At 69.2% G+C, this 25,287-nt stretch carries 16 protein-coding genes; 2 read left to right on the forward strand and 14 right to left on the reverse strand.

Annotated features, from left to right (window positions below):
* The first annotated feature begins 1 nt into the window (after nt 1).
* Nucleotides 2–577, forward strand: a complete 576-nt coding sequence (locus ASD56_RS01615; protein WP_055960495.1) for a hypothetical protein — start codon at nt 2–4, stop codon at nt 575–577.
* A 289-nt stretch (nt 578–866) separates the two neighbouring features.
* Here the strand turns inward: ASD56_RS01615 and ASD56_RS01620 are convergent, their stop codons facing one another.
* From ASD56_RS01620 to ASD56_RS01685, 14 genes are all read right to left on the reverse strand, one after another.
* The gene (locus ASD56_RS01620; protein ID WP_055960497.1) at nt 867–1,811 is read right to left on the reverse strand and encodes an aldose 1-epimerase family protein; all 945 of its coding nucleotides are present in this window, start codon (nt 1,809–1,811) and stop codon (nt 867–869) included.
* 101 nt (nt 1,812–1,912) lie between these two features.
* On the reverse strand, nt 1,913–4,891 hold the full coding sequence (locus ASD56_RS01625) for an immunoglobulin-like domain-containing protein (RefSeq protein WP_055960499.1): 2,979 nt from the start codon (nt 4,889–4,891) through the stop codon (nt 1,913–1,915).
* A 34-nt stretch (nt 4,892–4,925) separates the two neighbouring features.
* Complete coding sequence (gene araA, locus ASD56_RS01630) at nt 4,926–6,437, reverse strand: L-arabinose isomerase (protein WP_055960501.1); 1,512 nt, start codon at nt 6,435–6,437, stop codon at nt 4,926–4,928.
* A gap of 42 nt (nt 6,438–6,479) precedes the next feature.
* The gene (locus ASD56_RS01635; protein WP_055960503.1) at nt 6,480–8,096 is read right to left on the reverse strand and encodes a xylulokinase; all 1,617 of its coding nucleotides are present in this window, start codon (nt 8,094–8,096) and stop codon (nt 6,480–6,482) included.
* Nucleotides 8,093–8,800 (reverse strand): L-ribulose-5-phosphate 4-epimerase, encoded by a 708-nt coding sequence (locus ASD56_RS01640; RefSeq protein WP_055960505.1) that lies wholly within the window; start codon nt 8,798–8,800, stop codon nt 8,093–8,095. Before ASD56_RS01640 ends, ASD56_RS01635 begins: the two co-directional genes overlap by 4 nt.
* Entirely contained in the window at nt 8,800–9,870 is a 1,071-nt protein-coding gene (locus ASD56_RS01645) for an ABC transporter permease (protein WP_082541165.1), read from the reverse strand. Before ASD56_RS01645 ends, ASD56_RS01640 begins: the two co-directional genes overlap by 1 nt.
* Nucleotides 9,867–10,952, reverse strand: coding sequence for an ABC transporter permease (locus ASD56_RS01650; protein ID WP_055960507.1), 1,086 nt, complete (start codon nt 10,950–10,952; stop codon nt 9,867–9,869). The genes ASD56_RS01645 and ASD56_RS01650 overlap by 4 nt, the downstream gene beginning before the upstream one ends.
* A complete protein-coding gene (locus ASD56_RS01655) occupies nt 10,949–12,556 on the reverse strand; it encodes a sugar ABC transporter ATP-binding protein (RefSeq protein WP_055960509.1) in 1,608 nt (535 codons plus the stop codon). The genes ASD56_RS01650 and ASD56_RS01655 overlap by 4 nt, the downstream gene beginning before the upstream one ends.
* A 121-nt stretch (nt 12,557–12,677) precedes the next feature.
* Nucleotides 12,678–13,685 carry a substrate-binding domain-containing protein gene (locus tag ASD56_RS01660; protein WP_055960511.1) on the reverse strand — a complete coding sequence of 336 codons (1,008 nt, stop codon included), beginning with the start codon at nt 13,683–13,685 and terminating at the stop codon, nt 12,678–12,680.
* A 329-nt stretch (nt 13,686–14,014) separates the two neighbouring features.
* Nucleotides 14,015–15,034, reverse strand: coding sequence for a LacI family DNA-binding transcriptional regulator (locus ASD56_RS01665; RefSeq protein ID WP_055960513.1), 1,020 nt, complete (start codon nt 15,032–15,034; stop codon nt 14,015–14,017).
* 186 nt (nt 15,035–15,220) lie between these two features.
* Entirely contained in the window at nt 15,221–15,880 is a 660-nt protein-coding gene (locus ASD56_RS16315; protein ID WP_235565470.1) for a hypothetical protein, read from the reverse strand.
* Nucleotides 15,881–15,927: 47 nt separating this feature from the next.
* Complete coding sequence (locus tag ASD56_RS01675; RefSeq protein ID WP_235565471.1) at nt 15,928–16,998, reverse strand: DUF916 domain-containing protein; 1,071 nt, start codon at nt 16,996–16,998, stop codon at nt 15,928–15,930.
* A 52-nt stretch (nt 16,999–17,050) separates the two neighbouring features.
* On the reverse strand, nt 17,051–17,677 hold the full coding sequence (locus ASD56_RS01680) for a hypothetical protein (protein ID WP_055960519.1): 627 nt from the start codon (nt 17,675–17,677) through the stop codon (nt 17,051–17,053).
* A 159-nt stretch (nt 17,678–17,836) separates the two neighbouring features.
* Entirely contained in the window at nt 17,837–21,985 is a 4,149-nt protein-coding gene (locus tag ASD56_RS01685; RefSeq protein ID WP_055960521.1) for a beta-L-arabinofuranosidase domain-containing protein, read from the reverse strand.
* A gap of 250 nt (nt 21,986–22,235) precedes the next feature.
* On the opposite strand from ASD56_RS01685, the gene ASD56_RS15905 reads away from it, so the two are divergent.
* Nucleotides 22,236–24,938, forward strand: coding sequence for a LamG-like jellyroll fold domain-containing protein (locus ASD56_RS15905; RefSeq protein ID WP_082541166.1), 2,703 nt, complete (start codon nt 22,236–22,238; stop codon nt 24,936–24,938).
* Nucleotides 24,939–25,287 lie beyond the last annotated feature (349 nt).

Consider the following 25,287-nt stretch of genomic DNA (forward strand, 5'->3'; position numbering starts at 1 on the left):
CATGACCTCCGCGATCCCCACGGCCGAGATGGCCCCCGGCGCGTCCGCACGGACGCCCCGGGCGCCGCTCGCGCTGCGCGGCGCTGCCCCTTCGTGGGCGGCTGTCGCGGCGTGGGGCGCGGGCCTCATCGAGGTCGCGCTCGGCGCCGGCGCTCTGATGCAGGACGATGCCGCCCGGGGGGCCGGCGTCGTGCTCATCGCGCTGGGAGCCGGGTCGCTCGTGTGGGGAGCCTGGACGCTCGCCCGTGGACGCATCGTCGTGCCACGGGCGGGCGTCGCAGGCGCACTGGCCGGGATCGTGGCCGCGGTCGCGGCACTCATGGCGGATCCCGCGCGCACGAGCGTCATAGCCGTCGCCGCGCTGACGGCGCTGCTGATCTCGGCGGCCATCGCCTGCGCGGGGCGTCTGCGCCGCCGCGGAGCCGGTGCGGACGATGCGCCACCCCGGCTCTGGGTCCTGCTCGCGGCCGCTGTCATCGTGGCAGCGCTGGTCACGCCGGCCCTCGCCGCGACCGAGGCCGGTCGCAGCGCGTCGCCGCACGGAACGCACGGCATCGTGGATCCGGGGCACCACTAGCGCAGACGACAGAGGAGATCCGCCGAACCGAGGAATGACTGGGGAGAACGTCCTCGTTTCGGCAGATCTCCTCTTCTGCGCCTGGCTCGCGGCAGTGAGATCGCGTGATTCGCCCGAGACTCGTGGCAATGCCCTGAGTCTCGGGCGAATGCGCGAGTCTCGGCGACCTCACGGAACGAGCCGCCCGGTCGTCGGGGTGGCGGCATCCATCCGTCGCAAGCGGTCGCCTGGTGCGCGGCGCGTCGACCACATGCGACGGCTGGGCGCCACGCCTGAAGTCAGCCGCGCGTCACGCGATCGCGGCGATGCGCCACGACGCCTCGGCGACGTCGCCGGGCTCGAGCGTGATGAGTCCGGCGTCGAACGAGTAGTTCGCCGCGTTGAAGGCGTCCGGTGCGCACGTCATCGGCTCGACGGCCAGGCCCAGGCGGCTGAGCGCGGCCTCGGGCTTGTCGGCGGTGTGGATCTGCACCCACGGGCACGCGGCATCCCACGACATCTCGACGCCGCTCCCTGACGGGTCGGTCACACGCACGACGGCGGCACCCGCCTCGTCGCGCACGAGGCCGGAGTAGGCGTGGTCGATGAAGGCGTCGCCGATCACTCGAGGCGAGCGGAAGTCGAATCGCTCCGGCTCGTCGGAGTCGACCGCGACGAGCTCGGTGGGGATGAGTCGGTCGGGGGTGACGGCGAGGACCTGGGCGGCGGGCAGCTCGAGCGTCCAGTCGTCGACGTGGCCGTCGCCGGCCTTGAGGTACGGATGCGGGCCGGTCCCCCACGGCGCGGCCTCGTCGCTGTCGTTGCGCGCCGTGACGGACTGCGTGAGACCGTCGGGGCCGAGCGAGAACGTGGTGGTCACCACCACGCGCCACGGGTAGGCGGTCTGCGGCTGGATGACCGCGGCCAGCGTCACGTGGTCGGGGCCCTTGTCGATCGCCTCGAAGTCCAGCCACGCGGCGAGGCCGTGCAGCGCGTGCGAGCGCGCCGGCTCGGTGAGGGGCAGCTGGTACTCGGCGCCCCCGAACGAGTATCTGCCGTCGACGACCCGGTTCGGCCACGGCGCGAGCGTCGCGCCGCGGTACGACGGACGGACCTCGTCGGAATCGAAAGGCACCACCAGGTCGCGGCCGAGGTGGGTGAGAGAACGCAGGGTCGCTCCGACGCTGGCGATCACCGCCTCGTAGTCTCCCGCGCGGAGCGCGTGCTGGATGCCGGACGTGGGGGTGCGTGCCATGGATTCAGATCCTCGGTCGGTGGGGTGGATGAGATCGCTCCCAGTATCCCGCGACGGCCGGAGGGCCCGCGACCATGTCACGGGCCCTCCGGTCGTGCGATCTACCGGCAGTCGGCGGCGGGCACGGTCACGCTGGAGGCGTGGGCGCGGCCGTCGGTGGCCGTCGCACTGACCGACACCGCGTGCGATGCGATCGATGCGGCGCGGGTGGTGAATGCCGAGGCGACGGTCTTGCCCGGCGCGACCGTGATGGTCTTGGTCCCGTAGGCGCCGGTGAGCGTGACGGATGCCGCGATCTCGTCGCCGTTGGTGACGCTGACGGTCTCCACGACCTTGCCTGCGACGCACCGGGTGGCGGCCGTGGCGGTCAGCTCGAGCGCGAACGACACCGCCGACGACGTCGACGTGCTGACGAGCGCGTCCCGGTAGCCGTCGTAGTGCGCGGTGACGGTGCCGACGCCTGCCGGAACCGTCACGGCGGCGGAACCGTCTTCGAGAGCGACCGTCTCGTTCCACTCGCCGCCCGAGAAGGTCACAGTGCCCACGACGTCGCCGCCGTCTGCCGCGGTGACCTCTGCGGTCGCGGTGCGACCCTCCGCCGTCAGGACGGTGGTCGAGGCGACCGCGGCGACCGGAGACCACGTGTTCAGTGCGGTGAGCACCGACTGCGACACGCTCACGAACGAACCGTGGCGCGGGCTCGCGGGCAGCCCGCCCTGGGGCCTGACGACCCACTCGGCCCGCTTCGACAGGCGGTCACCCTGCGCACTCGATGCGATCGCGTCTGCGTCCGTGAGGAAGGCGCGGTAGCCGCCGGCTCCGTAGTTGTCGACGAGGAAGACGTAGCCGTCACCCTCTGCCGTGTTGTTCGGGTCGCCGGCGTTGAGCTTGACGATCTCGGGGCCTTCGCCGACCTGGTTGGTCTCGAGCCTCGTCATGTTCGTGTCGGTCAGCTGCCACGTGGTGGTGGGGTCGGCGGTCCAGCTCGACTGCGTGGTGGGTGCGGTCAGCACCTTGGAGCGCTCGAGGAAGATGTCCTTGCCGGCCTCCAGCGTGCTGGCGGCGCCACCGTCCTCGTTCTTGGTGAACCGGTAGTAGTAGTCCTCGATCTTCGTGACCGTCGAGTCGATGCGCGCGTAGCCGGTGTCCTGCCACGTCGTCGGGGGGTACGTGAACGTCTTGAAGTCGCGCGTGAGCACGTAGAACATGCGGGCGTGCCCGGGGCCACTCGTGTGGGCGACATCGTCGTACAGCCGCGATGCGAAGAACACGACGTACGACTGGAGGTCGTCGTCCCAATACGCCTCCGGCGCCCAGGTCATCCCGGCTTCCGGCTGGTTGATCGTGATGCCCGCGTTCTGGCCGTTGGTGCGGACCCAGCTCTTCATGTCGGGCGACTCCCACACCTCGATCTTGAGGCTGCCGTTCGACTGCGCAGCTCCCCAGTCGCCGGTGCAGCCGATGCAGAGGTCCGTGGCGATCATGTAGTACTTGTCGCCCTCGGCGGAGCGGATCACGTACGGATCGCGGAGACCGGTGGTGTCGGCGGTCGAGACGATCGTCGGGGCACCGCCGTTGACCGGTGCGAAGGAGAAGAAGTCGTTGCCGGCTGTCGCCGCCTGGTAGATCTTCTCGTCGTTGTCGGCCTTGAAGTACGCGGCCGCGTAGCCCGCGTCGGGCGCCTGGCGACCCTTCTCAGCGACGGCCACGGTGAAGGTGCGCGACGTCGTGGCGCCGTTGAGCGTCGCGGTCGCGGTGAGCGTCACCGAGGCGTCGCCGGTGCCGTACGCGGGCCGTTCGATGAGCCCGCCGCCCTTGAACGGGTCGGGGGCGCCGACGGCGGGTGCCGTGTACGAGGGGTTCGTGGGCGTGACGAGCGCGGGGTCCGAGGACGTCCACGTGATCGGCGCGCCGTTGACGGAGCCCTTCGTGATGAGCGGCAGGTTCTCGGTCGTGCGCGTCGTCAGCGTGATCGCGTCGAGGTCTGCTGCGAGCACGGGGGCCTTCACGACCACCTCGAACGTGATCGTCGTGCCCAGCGACGTCGTCGCGGTGATGGTCAGCGGCGCGTCGCTCGTGAGGGTGCTGCGCGAGACCACTCCCGTGTTCGAGACCACGGCCGGGTTCGAGCTGGCCCACGTCAGCGTGACGCCGTTTGCGGATGCCGGGAACGTGAGGTTGCTCGTGACGCTGTCGAGAGACGGGTTCGCGCCCCGGACGGTCGACTGGATGTCGAGACGAATGATTCCGTCCGTCGTGGCGGCCTTCTGCGCTGCGGTCGGCATGCTGTCGGTGATCTCCTGGGGAGTGAGCGCGACGTCCCAGAACTTGACGTCCGACACGTCCGCCTTCACCAGCGCGTCGTTCGAGTAGAGGGAACGGCCGAGGTAGCCGAGCACGCCGGTCGAAGGCACGATCGCGCTCATCAGCTTCGTGTGCGTCACCGTCGAGATCTGCGCGCCGTCCCGGTAGAGCGTCAGGGTGTTGCCGTTGCCGACGAGCGTCAGCGTGGTCAGTCCGGGGTTGAGGCTTCCGCCGGCCGGAAGGCGGGTCTCACCGTTGCCTCCGTCGTAGACGCGGATGCCGGCGAGCACACGGCCACTCGGAGCGTCACTCGACCGCGGGTTGACGAACACGTGGTTGCCGAGCTGCGTCGTGTTCCAGGCGCCGATGCCGTTGCCGATGACCCACCCGAACTGGTTGCGGGCGGTCTGCGTCGTCACCGTGTACTCGACCGTGAAGTTGTTGTCCGTACCCGTGACGAGGCCCTGGGGAAGCGAGGCGTAGCCGTCGCCGTTGAACCGGAGGACACTGTCGCCGGCGACCTCGACGAAGGATGCGTCGGTCAGGGTGGTGAGGGCTGCGTGCCGGCCGTTGCCCGATACGTCGAGCAGGCTCGAACCCGAGTGGGACATGTCGTAGTGAGCGGTCGGCGCGGGGACCGCGGCCGCCTGCGCCGCCATCGGGGCGGTGAGCCCCAGCAGCGAGACGGCCAGCGCGGCGACGGCGGTCGAGGCGATCGCGCGGCGTACGGGTCGCCGCGCGTGGGTGCGCGCGGACTGGATCGAATGCGGTCTCATCGGCGAGATCCCTTCGGGTGGGGTGCGGGAACGCTCAGAGGCCCTGAGCGAGTCGGTAGTACGCCTGGTTCCACCGCAGTTCGCGCTGGAAGCCGCGCACGGTGGTGTCGTCGTCGATGACGACGAGCTCGGTCTTGGCGATCTCGGCGAAGTCGCGGAAGACGTCGATGCCCACGGCCGTCGTCATGACGGTGTGGTGGGCGGCGCCGGCGGCGAGCCAGCAGGCGGCGGAGGTGGCGAAGTCCGGTGCCGGCTCCCACACCGCGCGGCCGACCGGGAGGTTGGGCAGGTCGGGGGCGTCGACGTTCTGCACCACGTTGGCGACGAGGCGGAAGCGGTCGCGCATGTCGCTCATGGCCACCACGAGGGCTGGGCCGGGGTCGGCGGTGAAGACCAGACGCACGGGGTCGTCCTTGCCGCCGATGCCCAGCTGGTGGACCTCGAGGCGCGGCTTGGCGGTCGTGAGCGAGGGCGAGACCTCGAGCATGTGGGCGCCGAGGATGCGCTCCGAGCCGGGGACGAGGTCGTAGGTGTAGTCCTCCATGAGGCTCGCACCGCCGGGCAGGCCGGAGCCCATCACGTTGGCGACGCGCACAAGGATCGCGGTCTTCCAATCGCCCTCGGCGCCGAAGCCGTAGCCCTCGGCCATGAGCCGCTGCACCGCGAGACCCGGAAGCTGCTTGAGCGTGCCGAGGTCCTCGAAGGACGTGGTGAAGGCGCCGAAGCCGCCCTCCTCGAGGAAGGAGCGCAGGCCCAGCTCGATGGCGGCGCCGTCGCGCAGCGACTGGTGCCGGTCAGCGCCGGGGCGCAGCTCGTCGGCCACGTCGTACGCCTCGAGGTACTCGGCGACGAGGGCGTCGACATCCGCGTCGGAAGCCGCATCGACGGCCTCGACGAGCTCGTTCACGCCCCACGTGTTGACCTGCACGCCGAAGCGCAGCTCGGCCTCGGTCTTGTCGCCCTCGGTGACCGCGACGTAGCGCATGTTGTCGCCGAAGCGGGCGAGCTTGAGCGTGCGGGCGGCGGCCCAGCCGGCGGCGGCGCGCTCCCAGTCCTCGACCTGCTGCAGCACGGCCGGGTTGGAGACGTGGCCGACGACGGTCTTGCGCGCCACGCCCAGACGGGTCTGTATGTAGCCGAACTCGCGGTCGCCGTGCGCGGCCTGGTTCAGGTTCATGAAGTCGAAGTCGATGTCGGCCCAGGGCAGCTCGACATTGGCCTGCGTGTGCAGGTGCAGGAGCGGCTTCTGCAGGGCGTCCAGGCCCGCGATCCACATCTTCGCCGGGCTGAAGGTGTGCATCCACGCGATCACGCCGATCACGTCGTCACGCGAGTTCACCTCGAGCGCCAGGCGGCGGATCGAGTCGCTGTCCTTGAGGACCGGCTTCCAGACGACCTTCACCGGCATCCCGCCGAGGCCGTCGGCCACCGCCTGCGACTGCGTCGCCACCTGCTGGAGCGTCTCCTCGCCGTAGAGGTTCTGGCTGCCGGTGACGAACCACACCTCGTACGAGTCGAGGGAGGTGGCGAGTGGCTGACGGGTCATGACGGTGTCCTTTTGGATCTTGCGGGGGAGGGAGTGAACGGGTCAGAGCGCCTGCACGGCGGATCGCACCACGGCGAGTCCGTCGCGATAGCGCGAAAGGTAGGCGGCGAAGCCGGGGACGTCTTCGGGGTCGGGCTCCACGGTGTGGACCTGCGCGCCGGCGAAGACGCGGTCGCGGAGGAAGCCGTCGAGATCCTGCTCCGCTGCCGCGGACAGGTAGGCGGCCAGCACCGCGATGCCCCACGCACCGCCCTCGGATGCCGTCTCGGCGACGACGACCGGAGCATCGAGCGAGCCGGCGAGGAAGCGCTGGGCGACACCCGCGGTGCGGAACATGCCGCCGTGCGCGAACATGCGGTCGAGCTTCACGCCCTCGTCCGCGAGCACCCGCATGCCGAGGCTCAGCGTGCCGAAGACGCCGTAGATCTGCGCGCGCATGAAGTTCGCGAGCGTCAGCCGGCTGTCGGGAGTGCGCACGAACAGCGGCCGCCCCTCGGACATGCCGGCGATCGGCTCGCCCGCGAGGTGGTTGTAGGCGAGCAGCCCGCCGGCGTCGGGGTCGCCGTCGAGGGCCTCTCTGAACAGCGCCTCGAAGACGTCGTCCGACTTCAGGTCGCCTCCGCTGACCCCGGCGAACCGCGCGAACAGGCCGACCCAGGCGGCGAGCTCGCTCGCGCCGTTGTTGCAGTGCACCATCGCGACCGGGTCTCCCGCCGGAGTCGTGACGATATCGAGTTCGTGGTGGACGTTCGCCAGCGGCTGTTCGAGCACGACCATCGCGAAGATGCTCGTGCCCGCACTGACGTTGCCGGTGCGCGGCGCTACCGCGCAGGTGGCCACCATGCCGGTGCCGGCGTCGCCCTCGGGCGGACAGAGCGGGATGCCGGACTGAAGCACGCCGGAAGGATCGAGCAGCGCCGCTCCCGCAGGCGTCAGCTCGCCGGCCGACTGGCCTGCGGTCAGCACCTCGGGCAGAAGGTCCGCGACGTGCAGGCCGGGGGCCCGCTCGCCGACGAGGGAGTCGAACTTGCCGAGCATCGCGGCGTCGTAACCGCCGGTGGCGGGATCGATCGGGAACATGCCAGAGGCATCGCCGACGCCGAGCACCTTGCGGTCGGTGAGCTTCCAGTGCACGTAGCCCGCGAGGGTCGTGAGGAAGCGCACGTCCGAGACGTGAGGCTCCTCGTCGAGCACCGCCTGGTAGAGATGCGCGATCGACCACCGCAGCGGGATGTTCACGCCGAACAGCTCGGACAGCACGCCGGACGCGCGCCCGGTCGTGGTGTTGCGCCAGGTCCGGAACGGCACCTGCAGTTCGCCTGAGTCGTCGAAGGCCAGGTAGCCGTGCATCATCGCCGAGACGCCGATGGCCCCGACCGTCGTCAGCGTCGCGTCGTGCCGCTCGTCGACATCGGCCGCCAGGTCGGCGAACGCCGCCCGCAGCCCGCTCCACACGGCATCCAGCGAATACGTCCACACGCGGTCCTCGAACTGGTTCTCCCACTCGTGGCTGCCCACGGCGAGGACCGTCGACGGATCGTCGGCCAGCACGAGGCAGGCCTTGATCCGCGTCGAGCCGAGCTCGATGCCGAGCGCGGTCCGGCCATCGCGGATCGCGGCGGCCGCGGCATCCGCAGTCGTCTGCGCCTGTTCCGTCATCGCCGTTCGTCCCCGCTCTGGCCGTACACGTTCTGGTACCGGTCGTAGAGGCTGTCGATGGCCTCCTGCGGGATGGGGATGAGCGGGCCGGCCTCACGGGCGACCTGCACCGTGCGCGCGACGTCCTCGACCATGACGGCGGCCTTGACCGCGTCCTTGGCCGATGTGCCGATCGTGAAGGGTCCATGGTTCTGCATCAGCACGGCGCGGCTGCGGTGGCCCGAGAGGGTCTCGACGATGCCCCGGCCGATCGAGTCGTCTCCGATGATCGCGAACGGCCCGATCGGGATGGGCCCGCCGAACTCGTCGGCCATCGCCGTGATCACGCACGGGATCTCCTCGCCGCGTGCCGCCCACGCCACCGCGTAGGTGGAGTGCGTGTGCACCACTCCCCCGACCTCGGGCATGTTCCGGTACACGTAGGCGTGGGCCGCCGTGTCGCTCGAGGGACTGCGGTCGCTGCCGGGCGAACCCGGGATGACATTTCCGTCCAGGTCGCACAGGATCATGTTCTCGGGCGCGAGGTCGTCGTACGAGACGCCGGACGGCTTGATCACGAACAGGTCCGCGCCGGGCACGCGGCCCGAGACGTTCCCGCCGGTCCAGACCACCAGGCCGTAGCGGACGAGCTCACCGTGCAGCTTCGCGACGTCCTCACGGACGGCGTCGACAGATGCCTGGACCTCAGGCGTGAGCGCGGCCATCAGTCGGCCTTCCGCCGCGTGAGCGCGCGCTGCAGCAGCACGAACACGAGCAGGACCGCGCCGGTGATGATCGTGAGGTACTCGGGATTGATGGTGCCGTCCTTCGTGATGATGAGGCGCAGCGCCGCGATCACGAAGACGCCGACGACCGAGCCGAGCACGTAGCCGTAGCCGCCCGTGAGCAGCGTGCCGCCGATGACGACCGCCGCGATCGCATCGAGCTCCCAGCCGATACCGGTGACGTTCTGAGCCTTGCCGCCGACTTCGGCGGTGTACACGACCGCTGCCAGGCCGGCCAGTGCGCCCGAGATGATGTAGATCCCGACGCGGGTCCGCGCGACCGGGAGGCCCATCAGTCCCGCCGACGACTCGTTGCCGCCGATCGCGTAGACCGTGCGGCCGCTGCGGCTGCGGTGCATGTAGAACATGCCGCCGAGCACGACGAGCACGGCGATGATCAGACCGGGCGTGATCGTGAGGTCGTTGACCTTGGGTCCGTCGATGATCTTCCAGTCCGTGGCGAGCAGGTGGATCGGGGAGTCCTCGGGCGCCTGGACCGGCGTGGTCGAGAGGATCGATGCCAGTCCGCGCGCGAGGAACATCATCGCGAGCGTCGCGATGAAGGGCTGCACGTTGAAGTACTGGATCATGACGCCCGCGATCACGCCGAAGAGCGCTCCGAACAGGATCATGAGCAGCATCGAGGCCCAGCCGTTGATGCCGATGTTCATGAGCATCACGCCGGCGACCGAGCTGAACGCGACGACCGCGCCGACGGACAGATCGATGCCGCCCGAGACGATCACGATCGTCATGCCGACGGCGAGGATGATCGTCGGCGCGAAGCTGATGAGCAGGCTCGACATCGTGCCCGCGTGGAAGACGCGGCCGTAGGCGACCTCGGCGTAGATGAGCATGCCGAACAGCAGCACCAGGGCGGCGAGCGTGGGGATCAGCGTCTGATTGCGCTCCCACAGCCGCGACAGTGCAGCGCCGCTGGCGGTGTTCCTGCTCTCCGGCAGGTCGGGGATGGGGGGAACGGCATCGGCGAGCGTGCGTGAGGAGCTCATGCGACGACCTCCTTCGAGACGGGTGCGGCCGGTTCCGCTGCGGGCGGCGCGGGCGTGCTGGGCGTGCCCGGCGACTTCGCGCGGCCCATGGCCCACGAGCGCACCCGCTCGGACTGCAGCAGCACCAGGACGATGATGACGAGAGCCTTGAACGCCGGTGTCGCGGCGGCAGGGATGCCGAGGAACAGCACGGTCTTGTTCAGGGTCGCGATGAGGAGCGCACCGATCGTGGACCCCACGATGGAGAACTTCCCACCGGCGAGCGACGTGCCTCCGATGACCACCGCGAGGATGGCGTCGAGCTCCATCAGGTTGCCGGTGCCGCCGACGCTCACCGTCATGACTTCCGAGACGCTGAACAGGCCGCCGACCGCCGCGAGTGCCGCCGAGAGGATGTAGACGCCGATCAGGATCGGGCGGGGACGGATGCCGGCGAGCCGGCTCGCGTGCGGGTTGATCCCGATCGACTCGATCATCAGTCCGAGCGCGGTGCGCCGCATCGCCAGGGCGATGAGCACGACGATCGCGATGGCGAGGACGAAGCTCGTCGGGATGCCGAAGATCTGCCCGTTCGCGAGGAGGCGGAACGGCTCGTTCTTGGCGTCGGTGTTCTGGCCGCTCGTGATCACACGGGCGATGCCGCGCGCGGCGAGCATCATGATCAGCGTCGTGATGAACGGCTGCAGCCCGACGACGGCGACCAGGAAGCCGTTGATGGCGCCGAGCACGATCGCGAGCGCGAGTGCGAGGCCGATCGCGATCAGCATCTCGCCGACCGGCTGCGACCCGTCCATGCCCGACATGGTCTGCATGGCGACTGCCCCGCCGACCGCCATCATCGAGCCGACGGAGAGGTCGATTCCGCCCGTGGCGATGACGAAGGTCATGCCGAGGGCGATCATGATGATCGGCGCCGAGATGCGCAGGATGTCGAGGACGTTGCCGGTGAGCATCCCGGTCGTCGGGTTCACGCTGATCGCCAGGTATGCCGGATTCTTGATCGTGTTGATCAGCAGCAGCACCGCGATGCCCACGATCGCCCAGAACCAGGGCGTGCGCAGTGCGGACTTGACGCGATTCATGACGCGCTCCCTTCATGGTTGTCGGCGGTCTCTGCGGCGGTGACCTCTTCTGCGAGGGCCTCCGCGGTCTTCTCCGCCTCATCGCCCGACTCGGTGGCGATGACCGAGACGATGCTCTCGGCGGTGACTTCCGGTCCGTTGATGACCTCGCCCACCTTCTGATGATCCTTGAGGATGACGATCCGCTCGGAGAGCCGGACGACCTCCTCCAGCTCGGACGAGATGAAGACGACGCTCATGCCGCCCTCGGCGAGCTCGGCGACCGTCTCCTGGATGTCGGCCTTCGCGCCGACGTCGATGCCGCGCGTCGGCTCGTCGAGCAGGAGCAGATCGGGGTTCGTAGCGAGCCAGCGGCCGAGCAGCACCTTCTGCTGATTGCCGCCCGAGAGCAGGCGGATGGGGCGGTCGGGGTCGTTCGGCCGCACGCTGAAGCGCTCCATGTAGGTCTTGACCAGCTGGTCGACCTCGCGGGCGGGCACCCGGCGCATCCAGCCGCGGCGGGCCTGCACGGCGAGCATGATGTTCTCGCGGACGCTCAGATCGCCGACGATGCCGTCGTCGCGACGGCTCTCGGTCGAGTAGGCGATGCCCTGCGCGAGGCCGGCGACGGGAGTGTTCAGCGAGACCTTCTTGCCGCGCATGCGGGTCGTTCCGGTGTCGGCCTTGTCGGCGCCGGCGATGAGCCTGGCGAGCTCGGTGCGACCGGCCCCGAGGAGTCCGGCGAACCCGACGACCTCGCCGGCGTGGATCTCGAGATCCGTGGGCTCGATCGCTCCCTTGCGGCCGAGGTTCTCGGCCGCGAAGAGCGGAGTGACCGTGCGGTCGCGCTGCTGCGTCTGCCGGTTGGAGCCGAGGGCACGGAGGGCCTCGAAGTCCTTGCCGATCATCTTCGAGATGAGCTGCGTGCGGTCGAGGTCGCGTTTGAGGTACTCGCCGACGAACTGGCCGTTGCGCAGCACCGTGATGCGGTCGCTGATCGCGTAGACCTGGTCGAGGAAGTGGGAGACGAAGAGGATGGCGACGCCCTGGTCGCGGAGTCGGCGGATGACGCCGAACAGCACCTCGACCTCGTTCGCGTCGAGGCTCGAGGTCGGCTCGTCGAGGATGAGGACCTTGGAGTTGGTGACCATCGCGCGGCTGATGGCGACGAGCTGCTGGATCGCGATGGAGATCGACGACAGGGGAGCTCGCGGGTCGAGGTCGCCGAGACCCATGCGGGCGAGGGCTTCGGTGGCACGGGCGTAGGTCTTGCGCCAGTTGATGCCGGTCCAGTCGTGCACCTCGTGCCCGAGCATGACATTCTCACCGATGGTGAGGTTCGTGCACAGGTTGACCTCCTGGTAGACCGTGGAGATCCCTGCGGCCTGTGCGGATGCCGTGCCGTTGAAGTGGCGGACCTTGCCGGCGACGACGATCTCGCCGGAGTCGATCTGGTAGACGCCGGTGAGCGCCTTGATGAGGGTGGACTTGCCGGCGCCGTTCTCACCCATGAGGGTGTGGACTTCGCCGGGGAGCAGCCGGAAGCTGACGTCGTCGAGCGCCTTCACTCCTGGGAAGGTGATGGACGCGTTGCGGACCTCGACGATCGCGATCGGTTCGATCATGGCTTCTTCATTCCTCTTTGCTGCGGGGAATCCGTACTGGATGGAGACGAGCACGAGCGGGGGCCGCCGGAACGGCAACCCCCGCTCGCATCACTTCTCGTCTAGTCGAGACTGGGCTGGATCAGAAGCCCTTGCCCTCTTCGATCGCGGCCTGAGCGGCCTCGGGCGAGTTGAACGTCTCACCCTCGACGATGATGGTCTTCTCGACGTCGTCGCCCGCGAGTGCGTCGTTGACCGCCTGGACGGCCAGGTCGCCGAAGAACGGGTTGTACTGAGCGACGAAGCTCAGCTCACCGGCGGCGAGCGCCTCGAGCGCCGGCGTGGTGCCGTCGATCGTGGCGATCTTGACGTCGGTGCCCGGGGTGAGGCCGGCGGCCGTCACTGCGGCGGCAGCGCCGATGCCCATCTCGTCGTTCTGAGCGAAGATGAACTGCAGGTCGGGGTTCTCGCGCAGCACGGTCTCGATGACCGACTTGCCCTCGTCAGCGGTCCAGTTGGCGGTCTGAGCGCCGATCTTGTTCCAGCCGTCCTTGCCCTCGATGACGGCCTCGAAGCCCTCGTTGCGCTCGTTGACGACCGAGAGGCCGGGAACGCCCTCGAGCGTGAAGTAGTTCGCGCCCTCCGGGAAGCTCTCGACAGCCCACTCGCCGACGGTGCCGGCGACGTTCACGTTGTCGGGGGCGATGCGGGTGACGTAGAGCTCGTCGCTGGCGTCGACACCACGGTCGAGCAGGATGACGGGGATCTCGGCCTCCTGGGCGAGCTCGAGCGAGTCCTCCCAGCCGGAAGCCTCGGTCGCGGTGAGGAGGATCACGTCGACCTCGTCGTTCACGAACGTCGCGAACGCGTCGAGCTGCGACTTCTGGTCGGTCGGGCTCGCCGCGGGAGCGTACTTCAGGTCGAAGCCGGCGTCCTGCGTGAACGCGTCCTTGATCGCCTGCTCGTTGGCATCGCGCCAGCCGCCCTCGGGGCCGACCGCGACGAAGCCGACCGTCGTGAGGTCGTCCCCACCGGTGTCGCCCGAGTCGGTGTCGCCGTTGCCGCCGCCGGCGCAACCGGCGAGACCCAGGGCGAGCGCCCCAGCGCCGACGAAGCCGATAAGGCCGAGCATCCGCTTCTTGTTAGCCATGTCTTCTCCTCCTTGAGACTCCCCGACGCTCTCGGTCGGGGAGGAAGTCCCTGTGCCCCAGGCGGGACACTCTCGGGTGTGTGCGAGACCATTGTGCGCGCTAACATCGCTCCGCGCAACTAAATCCACGAGATTCGTTACGATCCCGTTACCGCGAACATTAACAGCCCGTCACCGTCGGCGGAAGTCCGGCTGGGAGCGCTCCCCCGTCGAGGTGGCTTTGCTCGCCTGGAGCGGTTTGTCGAACCGTCGCGAACGGTCGCCGGCCCGGCGCTCAGCCGACCACACGCGACGGACCGGTACGCGTTCGGGGTGACCGGCGTACCGGGTCAGGAGCGCGGAGCAGCGCTCGAACCGCGCACGATCAGCCGCGGCTCGATGATATCGTGCTCGGCGATGTCTTCGCCCTCGATGGCCGCGATGATGATCTGCAGCGCGAGCGCGCCGAGCGCCGTGAAGTCCTGGCGGACCGTCGTCAGCGGCGGCAGGAAGTGCCGCGCGTCGGGAAGATCGTCGAAGCCGACCACGCTGATGTCGCCGGGCACGGTGAGGCCCCGCTCCGAGAGCCCGTGCACGAGGCCGAGCGCCATCTGATCGTTGGCCGCGAACACGGCGGTCGCGTCGGCGAAGTCGTACGTCTTGCCGAAGCTGTAGCCGTAGTCGGAGGTCCAGTCGCCGACGACGGGCGGAGCGATCGTCAGGCCCGCGTCGGCGAGGGCGTCTCGCCAGCCCTGCTCGCGGGCGCGGGCGTCGTACCAGTCCAGCGGTCCGGACAGGTGGACGATCGAACGATGCCCGAGCTCGATGAGGTGCATCACGGCAGCCATCGCGCCCGCGCGCTGATCGACGGCGGCGGTGTGCATCTCGGCATCCGGTTCTGCCTTGATCACGAGTGTCGGGAGCCCCGTGCTCTGCTGACGGAGCATGTCCAGCGACGACGCGCGCGGTGCGATCACGCACAGCGCATCCACTCCCTGCGTGACGAGCTCGACCACGCCGGTGTCGATCTGCGACTCCTCGTCGTCCGAGATCGAGAAGGCGCTGATCGCGTAGCCGGCATCGCGCGCGGCGCTCTCGATCGCGCGGAGTGTGCTGTTCGGTCCCCACTGCACGGGGCTGTCCACGAGCACGCCGATGCGCATGGCGCGGCGGGTCGCGAGAGCGCGCGCGATCGAGCTGCGCGTGTAGTTCATCTCGTCGATGGCCTGGAGCACGCGCTCGCGCGTGGACTCGCGGATGTTGGGGTGGCCGTTGAGCACGCGCGACACGGTCATGTGCGAGACGCCGGCCTGCTTCGCCACGTCGTAGATGCTGGGCCGCTGCCAGCCCCGCGTCGCCTGTTCCGACATCCTGCTCCTCAATCGACCCTGCGGTCGCCGGCGGCTCCTCGCGACGAAGCCGTCATATGCGAGGAGGACGGCAGTCCGTCGTGCGCCTGGTGCGCGCGACGTCCGCTGACCACATCGTAAGGTGTCGCGGCGAGGCTCACAGGCGCCGCCCCGCGAACCGTCCGACCGCTCATGATCCGAGCCCGATCACGACTGCGCGCCTCGCCGTCCGCGACCGCGACGATCCAGTCGGCGGAGACCATCTGCGTTGCGGGCGCCGGAGCCGGAACGCGGCTTGCCTGGACCGCGCTGGCCCGAGTTGCCCGGCTGGCCATTGCCGTTGCCATTGCCGTTGCCGTTGCCGGGATGGCCCGGTGTGCCGGGTGCGCCGTTGCCGGGCCGAACAGGCTCACCTGGATCGCCCGGGTATCCCGGGTTTCCGTTGCCCGGATGACCCGGATGGCCGGGGTAGCCGTTCCCCGGATTGCCGTTCCCCGGGTTGCCGGGGTTGCCGTTCCCCGGGTTGCCGGGGTAGCCGTTCCCCGGGTTGCCGGGGTTGCCGTTCCCCGGGTTGCCGGGGTTGCCGTTCCCCGGGTTGCCGTTCCCCGGGTTCCCGTTCCCCGGGTTGCCGTTCCCCGGGTTCCCGTTCCCCGGGTTGCCGTTCCCCGGGTTCCCGTTCCCCGGGTGACCCGGGTGACCCGGGTGACCCGGGTGACCCGGGTTGCCGGGGTTGCCGGGGTAGCCGGGGTTGCCGGGATGACAGTGCTTCTCGCACTCGAGCGGGGCGATCTCGACGGAGACGCTGATGCCCTCGGAATCGGTGTCGAGCTCGTCTGCCGACGCCGACGATGCGAAGCCGAGCGTCAAGAGGGCAGTGAAAAGGATTGCTCCGCCGATCGCGCGTGGGATGCCGCTCATGAGGCGTCCGTCTCGGAGTCGGTGGAGATGGCGGCGGCTCGACGGCCTTCTTCCCGGGCCTGCTCCAGCGCCGTCGCGAGCTTCGCCTTCGAGCGCCGGCGACCCCACACGAGCGCGCCGATGATGAGGGCGATTCCCGCGAGCAGCAGAAGCTGCGGCCACGGTACGGCCCACACGAGCACTTCAGCCTCGACGGGCGTCATCGCCGTGGTCTCTCCGTCCATGGTGACGACGACCGGGCTCAGGACGACCTTCGTGGGCACGAGAAAGAAGGGCCACACGCCGTCGACGACCGCGGTCATCGTGCGGGTGTCGCCGGGCAGCAGCTCCTGCCGGATGTCGCCCTCGGCGGGGAAGACAGCCTGCTGCCCCCCAGCCAGGGTGACGCCTTCGGCGATCAGCCGGGTGTTGCCTTCGTTCACTACCTCGAAGGTCACCGTCATCTCGCCGGGCCGGAACGGATTCCACGACAGGGCATAGGTCGCCGCCAGCGATTCGACTGCCGCGGCGGGGGTGATCTCGCCGGTGACGCGGGTGAGCACGCGGAAGCCGACACGACTCTCGACGCCGACGCTCGCGCCGTCCTCACCGGACTGAACCGACAGGATGGAAGCGGTGATGCCGGCGGCGTGGTCGCCGGGCTCCGCGGTGTCGGGCACATCGATCTCGAAGGGGATGACGACCGTCTCGCCCGCGGGCACGGCGACCTCGTCGGGAAGCGAGATCCACGTGCCCGAGTCGACCGACTCCTGGTCGGCAGGGAGCATGTCGAAACGGCCGGTGCGGGTATAGAACCCGTCCGCGGCCGCGAGCCGGAACGTGACGTCGGCCTCGCTGACATTGCGGACCGCGAAGTAGTCGGACACCGACTCGCCGGGGTCGATGTCGTGCTCGACCGCAGTCCTTCCGTCAGGGCCGGACTCGTCAGCCGGAGTGACAGACCAGCGGATCGCGGGCTCGTCGGCGTCGTCCGCCGCGCTCGCCGGGATGGCGGCGGCCGACGTGAACGCTACGGCGAGGACGCCGCCCAGGATCGCGCGGCCGGCTCGGCCGATGCGCGAGGTCAAGTGAAACACGGTGGTGCGTCCAGACGTCAGGGTCGGGGCCGTGATTCACGGGTCAGCCGATGGGGTCTTCCCACAGCGTCAGCGTGATGGTCGCCTTGTAGGCACCGGGTGCCACGTCGACCGGCGTCTTCAGGAACAGGTTGGCGTTCGCCGTCCACGAACCGGTGGGAAGCTCGCCGAAGTTCGGTGCGATCGCCAGCAGTTCCTCACCGACGAGACCGACGGCGTTAGGGCCCTCATCGAGAACGGTGTCGACCTGCGGACCGGCTGCGACGTCACCGTCGCTGTCGTCGCTCGTCAGAGCAGGGGTCCAGCCGAGGTGCTCAGCGCCGATCTCGGGCAGGCCCGTCCCCGTGAACGCGGACGACTGTCCGTTGACGTACCAGAACGTGTCCGCCGGAACCTCTGCGCGGTCGTCGGTGACGGTGACCGTCGGAAGGACGCCGTCGAACTGGCGAACCTCGGGGTCACCGGAGTCGACCTCAGCCAGCGACGTCGAGCTCTGGGCGACGCTCATCGTGAGAGCACCGACGGGCTCGATCGCCGCGATGTTCACGTTGACGTCGACCTGGTCGTTGTCAGCCTCGTCTGCGAATGCGGCTCCTGCGACGCCGGCGAGCAGCACCCCTCCGACAGTGGCAACCGCGACTCGTGCGGTCATCGCCTTGGTCATCTTCATCGATCTACTCCAATCCCCGAACGGCTTCGGTGCCGTTGGATCTGCGAACGGTCGGACTGTCCGATCGTCTGGTCTATGCGCCGCTGTGCGCGACGGGCGGGTGTTTGAATGTTACCGGGAACAGTTAGCGGGAACAAGTGTCGAAATGGTTTTCGTCGATCAGTTGCACGACTGAGCTGCGTAGCTCGCCGAAACCGTCGCCGTGACCGGCTGTCCCTCCACCGTCGCCGTGGCCGTGACCGTCGCCGTTCCGGGCGACACCTGGGCCAGACGTGTGGTGAACGCGTGCGTCGTGCTCTTGCCGGGGTCCAGCGAAGCGATCTGCTTGCCGCCGAACTCCGTCGCGATCGAGAGGGCGACCGGCACCGCGGAGGCATTGGCTGCCTTGACGGTCAGCACCACCTTTCCGGCCACGCAGCGCGACGTGACGACAGCCGTCACCTCGAGCGGCGGCTCGGGGTCCTCACGCACGATCTCGATGCGATACGTCGAGCTCGTCGTGTGGTCCTGGGCGGTGCTGCGCAGCGTCAGCACGGTCGGCTCGTCTCCCGCGGCGAGCGCCACGGTCCGGGGAAGGGTGTCGTCGATGAGCACGTCGCCGACGAAGACCAGCCCGCTGGGCGTCGCCGGGTCTGCGTCGAACGTCGCTGTCGTGGCGTCGCTCGGCACGGTGGCCGTGTACGAGTACACGCCGTCCGCCAGCGCCGGTGTCAGCTCGCCGTTCTCGAACGAGAGCGTGACGAGATCGGCATCCGTCCCGAAGGTGGTCGTCGAGGCGGTGTACACGCCGTAGACGCCGCCGACGTAGCTCGTCCCGTTGCTCTGGAAGCGCACCGTGACGACCGGGATCTTCTGGCCGGCCTCGTCCAGGACGTACTGCCCGTTCTGGTCGCGCTTGTAGCTGTCGGCCGCCGGGATGCCGGCGAGCACCGCCGCGGGGATCTCGTCGTACTGCACGTACCAGCTGGTGGCACCGCCGGCGTTGGTGATCCGCTCGTGCTTGAGCAGCACGTCGTTGACGTAGACGTCGAAGGTGCGCCCGTTGTCGCCGCCGAAGTAGCGGACGCCCAGGTAGTTCTTCGGCAGCGTCGGGTCAACGATCATGTCGTACTGGAAGTACGCGTCGGCGGCTGTCTGCGCGTCGCGGTATCCCTCGCCCAGCCAGACACCCACGGCCGACTTGTTGACCTCGTAGTTCTTGTCGGCCTCGCTGTTGTTGTTGTCGAACGACGTCAGCGAGTCGATGGTCGTCTCGGCGATGCGCCGCTGCTCCTTCTCCTTGCGGATGAGGGCCTGCGCCTGCGCCGAGTCCGGCTCGACGAGGTTCATGTACATCGCGTAGCGGGCGTCGTACAGGCTGTACCAGGGCTCGAACGTGAGAGCTTCGGATGCCGCGTCGACGCCTTCGAGCGTGAACCTCATGGTGGTCATGCCGTTGAGGTTCGGACCATCCTCGATCCGCACCAGGCGCTCCTCGATCGCGGCCTTGAAGTCGTCGGCATCCGGAACGACGATGTCGTTGCTCACGGTCTTGTCGGCGGTGCTCATGCGCACGAGGACGCCGGCGGTGTACGTGGCCTCCACGTTCGTGCGGTTGAGCTCGGTCGCCAGCAGGACCGGGCCGTAGGTGAACGCCACCCAGTTCGGGTCCTCGGTCTCGTCGTTGACACGCACCTCGGCCGGCAGGACGTAGCTGAGCTCGTCCCCGGCCTCGACCGGCACGACGAGATAGCCCTCGGACTGGAGGGCGGCGACATCCTGCACCTGGCCGTTGACGCTCAGCGTCGGCGATCCCGCGATCCAGCCGGGTACGCGCAGGCGCAGGGTGGTCCCTTCCGCCAGCGCCCCGCCGTCGAGGGACTCGACCGTGTAGGTCGCGGTGTCTTCGGCGGGGATGTCGGCGGTCTGGGTCAGCCGCAGGTTCTGCTCCTCGGACGTGTACACCGAAGACCGGTACATGTTGACGTAGACCGTCGAGCCCTTGCGGAAGTAGATCGAGTCGCCGAGCTTGGTGAAGCTCTCGGTCGCCGTGCCGTGGTCGCACCAGAACTCGTCGTACGGGCGCCCGAAGACCTTCGCGTAGCCCGCCGTCATCGGCTGGAAGTACGTCATCATGCCGGTTTCGGGGTTCTGCTGCGCGAGGATCGTGTTGATGTACGTGTGCTCGTAGAAGTCCGCGTACTTCACGTTCGGTGCGATCTGGAACAGCGCCCGCGTGAGCTTGAGCATGTTGTACTCGTTGCACACCTCGGAGGTCGAGTTCTCGCCGTAGCCGGAGGTCGTGCCGTTCGTCGCGTGCTGGTGCAGCGTGTCGGGCGCGTGGAAGTGCTCGGAATGGCTGTTGCCGCCGTTGGCGTAGGAGTGGTCATCGACCACCATCTGCCAGAAGTTCTCGGCCGCGGCGCGGTACATCCCGAGGTTGCTCTTCTCCGTCGCCGTGAGCGTGGCGTACAGGTGCGGGTTGTCGGTGAACAGCGTGTAGCGCTTGAGCGCTCCGACGAGCTTCGGGATGGTGGTGTTGGCGTGCTTGCCGTTGAGCACGTCCTGCCCGGCGGCGAGCTGCTGGAACAGCGTGACCTCGTCGAAGTACTCGGCGGCGCGCTTGTGCGCGGGGTTCTCGGTGATGCTGAACAGCTCGTACAGCGCCTCGTTCATGCCGCCGTACTCGGTGTTCAGGATGGTGGCGGGGTTGGCCTGACGGCCCGCCCAGTCGCGCACCCAGGTGCCGAAGCCGCTCGCGACGGTGAGCGCCTTGGCGGCCACCGCCGGCGGTGCCTGCTCATGCGCCTCGAGGAGTCCGGCGAGCACCTTGTGCAGGTTGTAGAACGGCACGAGGAGTCCGCCGCCGCCGCTCGGCAGCACGCTGGTCGAGAACGGCGAGACGTAGCCGGCGTTCGCCGGGTCGATCGCCGCGTAGGCCTTCTGCGCCCGGTCGAGGCCGTCGACCGCGGTGGTCAGCTTGGCGAGCAGCGCCGCCTTGATCGCGGTGTCGCTCGAGCTCGCGTACGCCTGCGACAGCGCCGAGATGTAGTGGCCGAAGAAGTGGCCCTGGAACCGGGTGCCGCTCGTGCGCTCCCAGCCGCCGTAGGGCTCGGCGGTCGTCGGCAGGCCCGCCTGCGTGTAGAACGCGTGCAGGAACCGCTCCGGGTCGAGGCTCAGGAGGTATTCGACCATCTTCTGGTTGCCGTTGACGAGGTACGGGTCCTCGAGGAGCACCTCGCTCAGCGCGGTCGACTCGAGGTAGATGGACGTGGAGGCGCCTTCCTTCGGGACGGCGACCTGGAACGTCTTGGTCACGGGAGCGCTGCCTCCGTATGTCGCGGTCGCGGTGAGGGTGACCGTCGCGTCGGCCGCGGCCGGGCGGGTCACCGTGGCAGCACCGCCGTCGATCGCGATGACGCCGGCGTCGGAGGAGGCCCAGCTGATGCGCGCGCCGGTCACGGCGTCGGTGGTGAGGCCGAAGTCCGCGGCGACCGTGCTCGGCACCGACAGGGCGTCGAGCGCGGACTGTGCGACGGTCGCCGGGTCGAAGGCGGGGTCGCCCTGCTGCGTGAGCGAGACGACGTCGTCGATGGTCGCGACGCCGTTGTACAGCGTGTAGTCGTCGAGCAGGCCGTTGACGTGCGCGCCGTTGTACTGCGGGCCGTTGTAGCCGAGGGTCTTCACGGTGGTGCTCTCGCCCACGATGACGCCGGTGGCCGTGCCCGTGGCCGCGTACTTGACGGTCGAGATCTGGCGCACGCCGTTGCGGTAGAACGTCACGGCCTTCGTGGCCTGGTCGTAGGTCACGACGACGTGGGTCCACTGCCCGGCCGGGAAGAATCCGGCACGCGGGGTGTCGACGGCCACCTTGTAGGGCTGACCGGATGCCGGACCCACCGACAGCACGAGCGGCGACGTGTCGTTCTCCGACGTGAGGTACCACCCGGGCGAGTTGTAGGCGGCCTTGCTCCACGCGAAGACCTGCTCGCCGGTCATGGTCGCGCCCGGCTTGAACCAGAACGAGGCCGTGAGATCGGCGGGCTGGAGGTAGGCGGCGGTGCCCAGGCGGATGGCGTTCGAGCCGTTCAGGGCGAACGCCTGGCCGCGGACGCCGGTGCCGTAGCCGGCAGTGCCCTTCTGCATCGTCACGGAGGCGGCGTTCGTGCTCGCATCGACGAGGTCACCGTCGAAGCGGAGGTCGAGCACCTTGGCGGACTCGATCGACAGCGGAGCGGCCACAGCGGCCGTCGGGGTGACGACGGCGAGCAGGCCCGCGGTGAGGGCGGTGGCAGTGGCGAGCGCAAGGGCTCTGCGTACGGTGTTCATGGGTGCCGATCTCTTCAGGCGACGTCTTCGTCACGGCTCAGGGCTTCTTCGTCCTGCGACGCCCGCGTTCATGCTGTTAGCGGTATCAGGCGTACGGGGTTAATTGTTAGCGCGAACGAAGATCCACGTCAAGAGCGAGTCCGGTAACGATTCGAGCCTTGCCCCGACATTAGGTGAGCGCTAACATTCCCAGGCGCGCCGCCCGCACAGTCCGTGCCCGAACTCGCCGGCGCTCAGCAAAGGAGCTGGAGTGATTCCCCTGCCTCGTTCGCCTCACACCATCGAGGGACGACCCCCGCGCGGCCGCACCCGCGGTCTGCTCGCCGCCGCCCTCGGCTCGGCCCTCGTGATCACGGCGCTCTCCCCCGCCGCTGCGGCGCCCGCCGTCGAGCCCGGCGCGGTGCCCACCGCCGGGCTGATCGCCGACTACCTCTTCGACCAGACGACGGGCTCCAGCATCCCGAACCGCGTCAGCGGAGCGCCCGCCGCCACCGTCGTCAACGGCACCGACGCCCAGTGGACGGGATCGTCGCTGGTGTTCGCCGGTGGAGCGAAGACCAGCCCCACCGCGAACTGGGTGCGGCTGCCCGACAACGTGCTCAGCGGAAAGACGTCGGCCACGGTGACGATCGAGACCAAGCTCGACCCGACGATGAAGAACAACTGGAACTTCCTCTGGAACATCGGGAGCGACTCGACCACCCAGTACTACTTCGCATCGGTCCGCGACAACGCCCGCACCGCCATCACGGCGTCGGGCGGAGGCGGCGAGGTGAACGCGCGCTCGGGCTCCGCGCTCGACGCGGACCGCTGGTACAGCCTGAGCTCGGTCATCGACGGCGCAGCCGGGCGCATCAGCTTCTATGTCGACGGCGAGCAGGTCGCCTCCACCCCGACGACGCTGACTCCGGCATCCATCACGAATCAGACGCTCAACGCCATCGGACGTGCGCCGTACCCCGACCCGATGTACAAAGGCGAGGTGTCTTCGTTCCGCGTGTACGACCGCGCTCTGACGGCCGCCGAGGTGGGCGACGTGTCGGTGGCGGATGCCGCGCTGCACGCCGCCTCGCACCAGCAGGCCGCGCAGACCGTGGTCGACGGCGTCGCCGCGCTCACGCTCGACGAGCCGCTCACGACCCTGCCGGACTACGGCGGGCGCGTGAGCTGGTCGTCTGCGGACCCGGCCGTCGTGATCGGCGAGGACGGCGTCTCGGTCACGGCCGAGCAGCCCGCCGCCGGCTCGCCCGCGCTGCAGACGACGCTCACCGCGACCGCCACCGTGCGCGGAGCGGAGGCCACCCGCGAGGTGCCGGTGACCGTGCTCCCCGCCGCCGGCGAGGACGACCCGTACGGCTACGCGATGGTGCACTTCATCGAGGACTCCGCCGGCTACGCCGAGAAGATCTACCTCGACGTCTCACGCGGCGACAACCCCGAGCAGTGGGATCCGCTCAACGGCGGCAAGCCGATCCTGGCGTCGGACCTCGGCACCACCGGCATCCGCGACCCCTACCTGACGTACAACCCCGAGACGCAGACGTACTACATCATCGCGACCGACCTGCGCGTGTTCGGCGGCGACCGCGGCGTCGCCGGCTGCATGGACTGGTGCTACTGGAGCTCGAAGGGCAGCACGAAGCTCAACGTCTGGGAGTCCAAGGACCTCGTCAGCTGGAGCGACCTGCGCCAGTTCGACGTCGCCGTGTCGGACGGGGCGAAGGTCGCCGAGCTCGGCATGGCCTGGGCGCCCGAGGCGACGTGGGTGCCGGACTACTACGGTCCCGGCGAGGGCGGGTTCATCCTGTACTGGTCCTCGAACGTCTACGCGAACCCGGAGCACACGGGATCCTCGTACTCGCGCGTCCTGTGGGGCGCGACGCCCGACTTCACGCAGGCGACGTACGAGTACGGCGGGGTCTTCATCGACGCCGGCGGCAACACCATCGACACCACGATCATCCAGAACGAAGGCAAGACCTACCGGATCACGAAGGACAACTCCGCCGGCAAGGGCATCTACCTGGAGTCCACCGCGGCGGTCGAGTGGTGGAAGCCCGCCGCGGCCTGGACGCAGCTGCAGACGCGCATCGGCGCCGAGTGGTCCGGCGGCAACGCCGGCGGCGTCGAAGGTCCCGCGGTCTTCCAGCGCCACGGCGAGGACAAGTGGTACCTCTACGTCGACGTCATCCCCTCGACCGGCTACCGCCCGATGCAGACGACCGACCTCGACGCCGGCTTCACCCAGCTGGTGAGCCCGAGCTTCTCGATGGCACCGAGCACCAAGCACGGCGGCATCGTGGGGCTCACGAAGGCCGGCTACGACACGCTGCGCGAAGCGGATGCCGCGGCCGCCGTCACGACCGACCTCGGGTCCGTGGCGGTCGAGGCCGATGCGGTCGAGGCCGATGTGCGGTCCGCGCTCCCGGCCGTCGCCGAGGTCGTCATGGCCTACGGCCGCGGCACGGCATCTCAGCCCGTGGAGTGGGACCTGTCGGCCCTCGACACCGGCGCGCCCGGCACCTACGAGGTGACCGGCACGGTGCGCACCATCGGCGCGAACCTCAACCAGTGGGTCGGAACCGGCGGCTCGACGGCCTGGAACGCCCCCGGCAAGGAGCTCTACAGCTCGACCGCCGTGACGGTCACGGCCGACGTGATCGTCGCCGCGCCGGTGCTTCCGGTGACGGTGACCGCCGACACGCGCTGCGTCGCGGGCAAGCTCGTCGTGACCGTGCGCACCACGAACGACGGCGACGTCCCGGTGGCGCTGGCGGTCGCGACGGCGTACGGCTCGAAGTCGTTCGCGGCCGTGCAGCCCGGCAAGACCGCGAGCGCGGCGTTCTCGACCCGAGCGGTGTCCATCGGCACCGGCACGGCGACGGTGACCGTGAGCGCCGGCGGAGACAGTGCCGAGGCATCCGCCTCGTACGCTGCGGCAGCCTGCGGCTAGCTCTGGATCGCGCGAACGCCCCGTCGGCTTCGGCTGGCGGGGCGTTCTCGTGCGCGTGGTTGCGGCATCCCTCAACAGGAGAACCGTCCTTCCACAGGACTTCTCGCGCGGATTCCTCCTGTAGAGAGACCGAAGTCCTGTCGGGCGCGCGGGGCGCGGTCAGTGCCGGATGCTGCGACCGCGGCATCCCTCAACAGGAGAACCGCCCTTCCACAGGACTTCTCGCGCGGATTGCTCGTGTAGAGGGCACGAAGTCCTGTCGCGCGCGGGTGATTCCGGATGCCGCGGCCGCGGCATCCGCTCTGCACAGGCGAGGAGATGGGCGCTCGAGCGGAGCGATCACGGCGAG

The organism is Microbacterium sp. Root166, assembly GCF_001427145.1.
Lineage (GTDB): Bacteria > Actinomycetota > Actinomycetes > Actinomycetales > Microbacteriaceae > Microbacterium.

Bases quoted from the DNA above. Each gene is read 5' to 3' on its own strand.
- ASD56_RS01665 (WP_055960513.1), bottom strand. From the start codon at position 15,034: ATGTCGGAACAGGCGACGCGGGGCTGGCAGCGGCCCAGCATCTACGAC.
- araA (WP_055960501.1), bottom strand. From the start codon at position 6,437: ATGACCCGTCAGCCACTCGCCACCTCCCTCGACTCGTACGAGGTGTGG.
- ASD56_RS01620 (WP_055960497.1), bottom strand. From the start codon at position 1,811: ATGGCACGCACCCCCACGTCCGGCATCCAGCACGCGCTCCGCGCGGGA.
- ASD56_RS01640 (WP_055960505.1), bottom strand. From the start codon at position 8,800: ATGGCCGCGCTCACGCCTGAGGTCCAGGCATCTGTCGACGCCGTCCGT.
- ASD56_RS01680 (WP_055960519.1), bottom strand. From the start codon at position 17,677: ATGAAGATGACCAAGGCGATGACCGCACGAGTCGCGGTTGCCACTGTC.
- ASD56_RS01635 (WP_055960503.1), bottom strand. From the start codon at position 8,096: ATGACGGAACAGGCGCAGACGACTGCGGATGCCGCGGCCGCCGCGATC.
- ASD56_RS01615 (WP_055960495.1), top strand. From the start codon at position 2: ATGACCTCCGCGATCCCCACGGCCGAGATGGCCCCCGGCGCGTCCGCA.
- ASD56_RS01660 (WP_055960511.1), bottom strand. From the start codon at position 13,685: ATGGCTAACAAGAAGCGGATGCTCGGCCTTATCGGCTTCGTCGGCGCT.
- ASD56_RS01645 (WP_082541165.1), bottom strand. From the start codon at position 9,870: ATGAGCTCCTCACGCACGCTCGCCGATGCCGTTCCCCCCATCCCCGAC.
- ASD56_RS01650 (WP_055960507.1), bottom strand. From the start codon at position 10,952: ATGAATCGCGTCAAGTCCGCACTGCGCACGCCCTGGTTCTGGGCGATC.
- ASD56_RS01625 (WP_055960499.1), bottom strand. From the start codon at position 4,891: ATGAGACCGCATTCGATCCAGTCCGCGCGCACCCACGCGCGGCGACCC.
- ASD56_RS01655 (WP_055960509.1), bottom strand. From the start codon at position 12,556: ATGATCGAACCGATCGCGATCGTCGAGGTCCGCAACGCGTCCATCACC.
- ASD56_RS01685 (WP_055960521.1), bottom strand. From the start codon at position 21,985: ATGAACACCGTACGCAGAGCCCTTGCGCTCGCCACTGCCACCGCCCTC.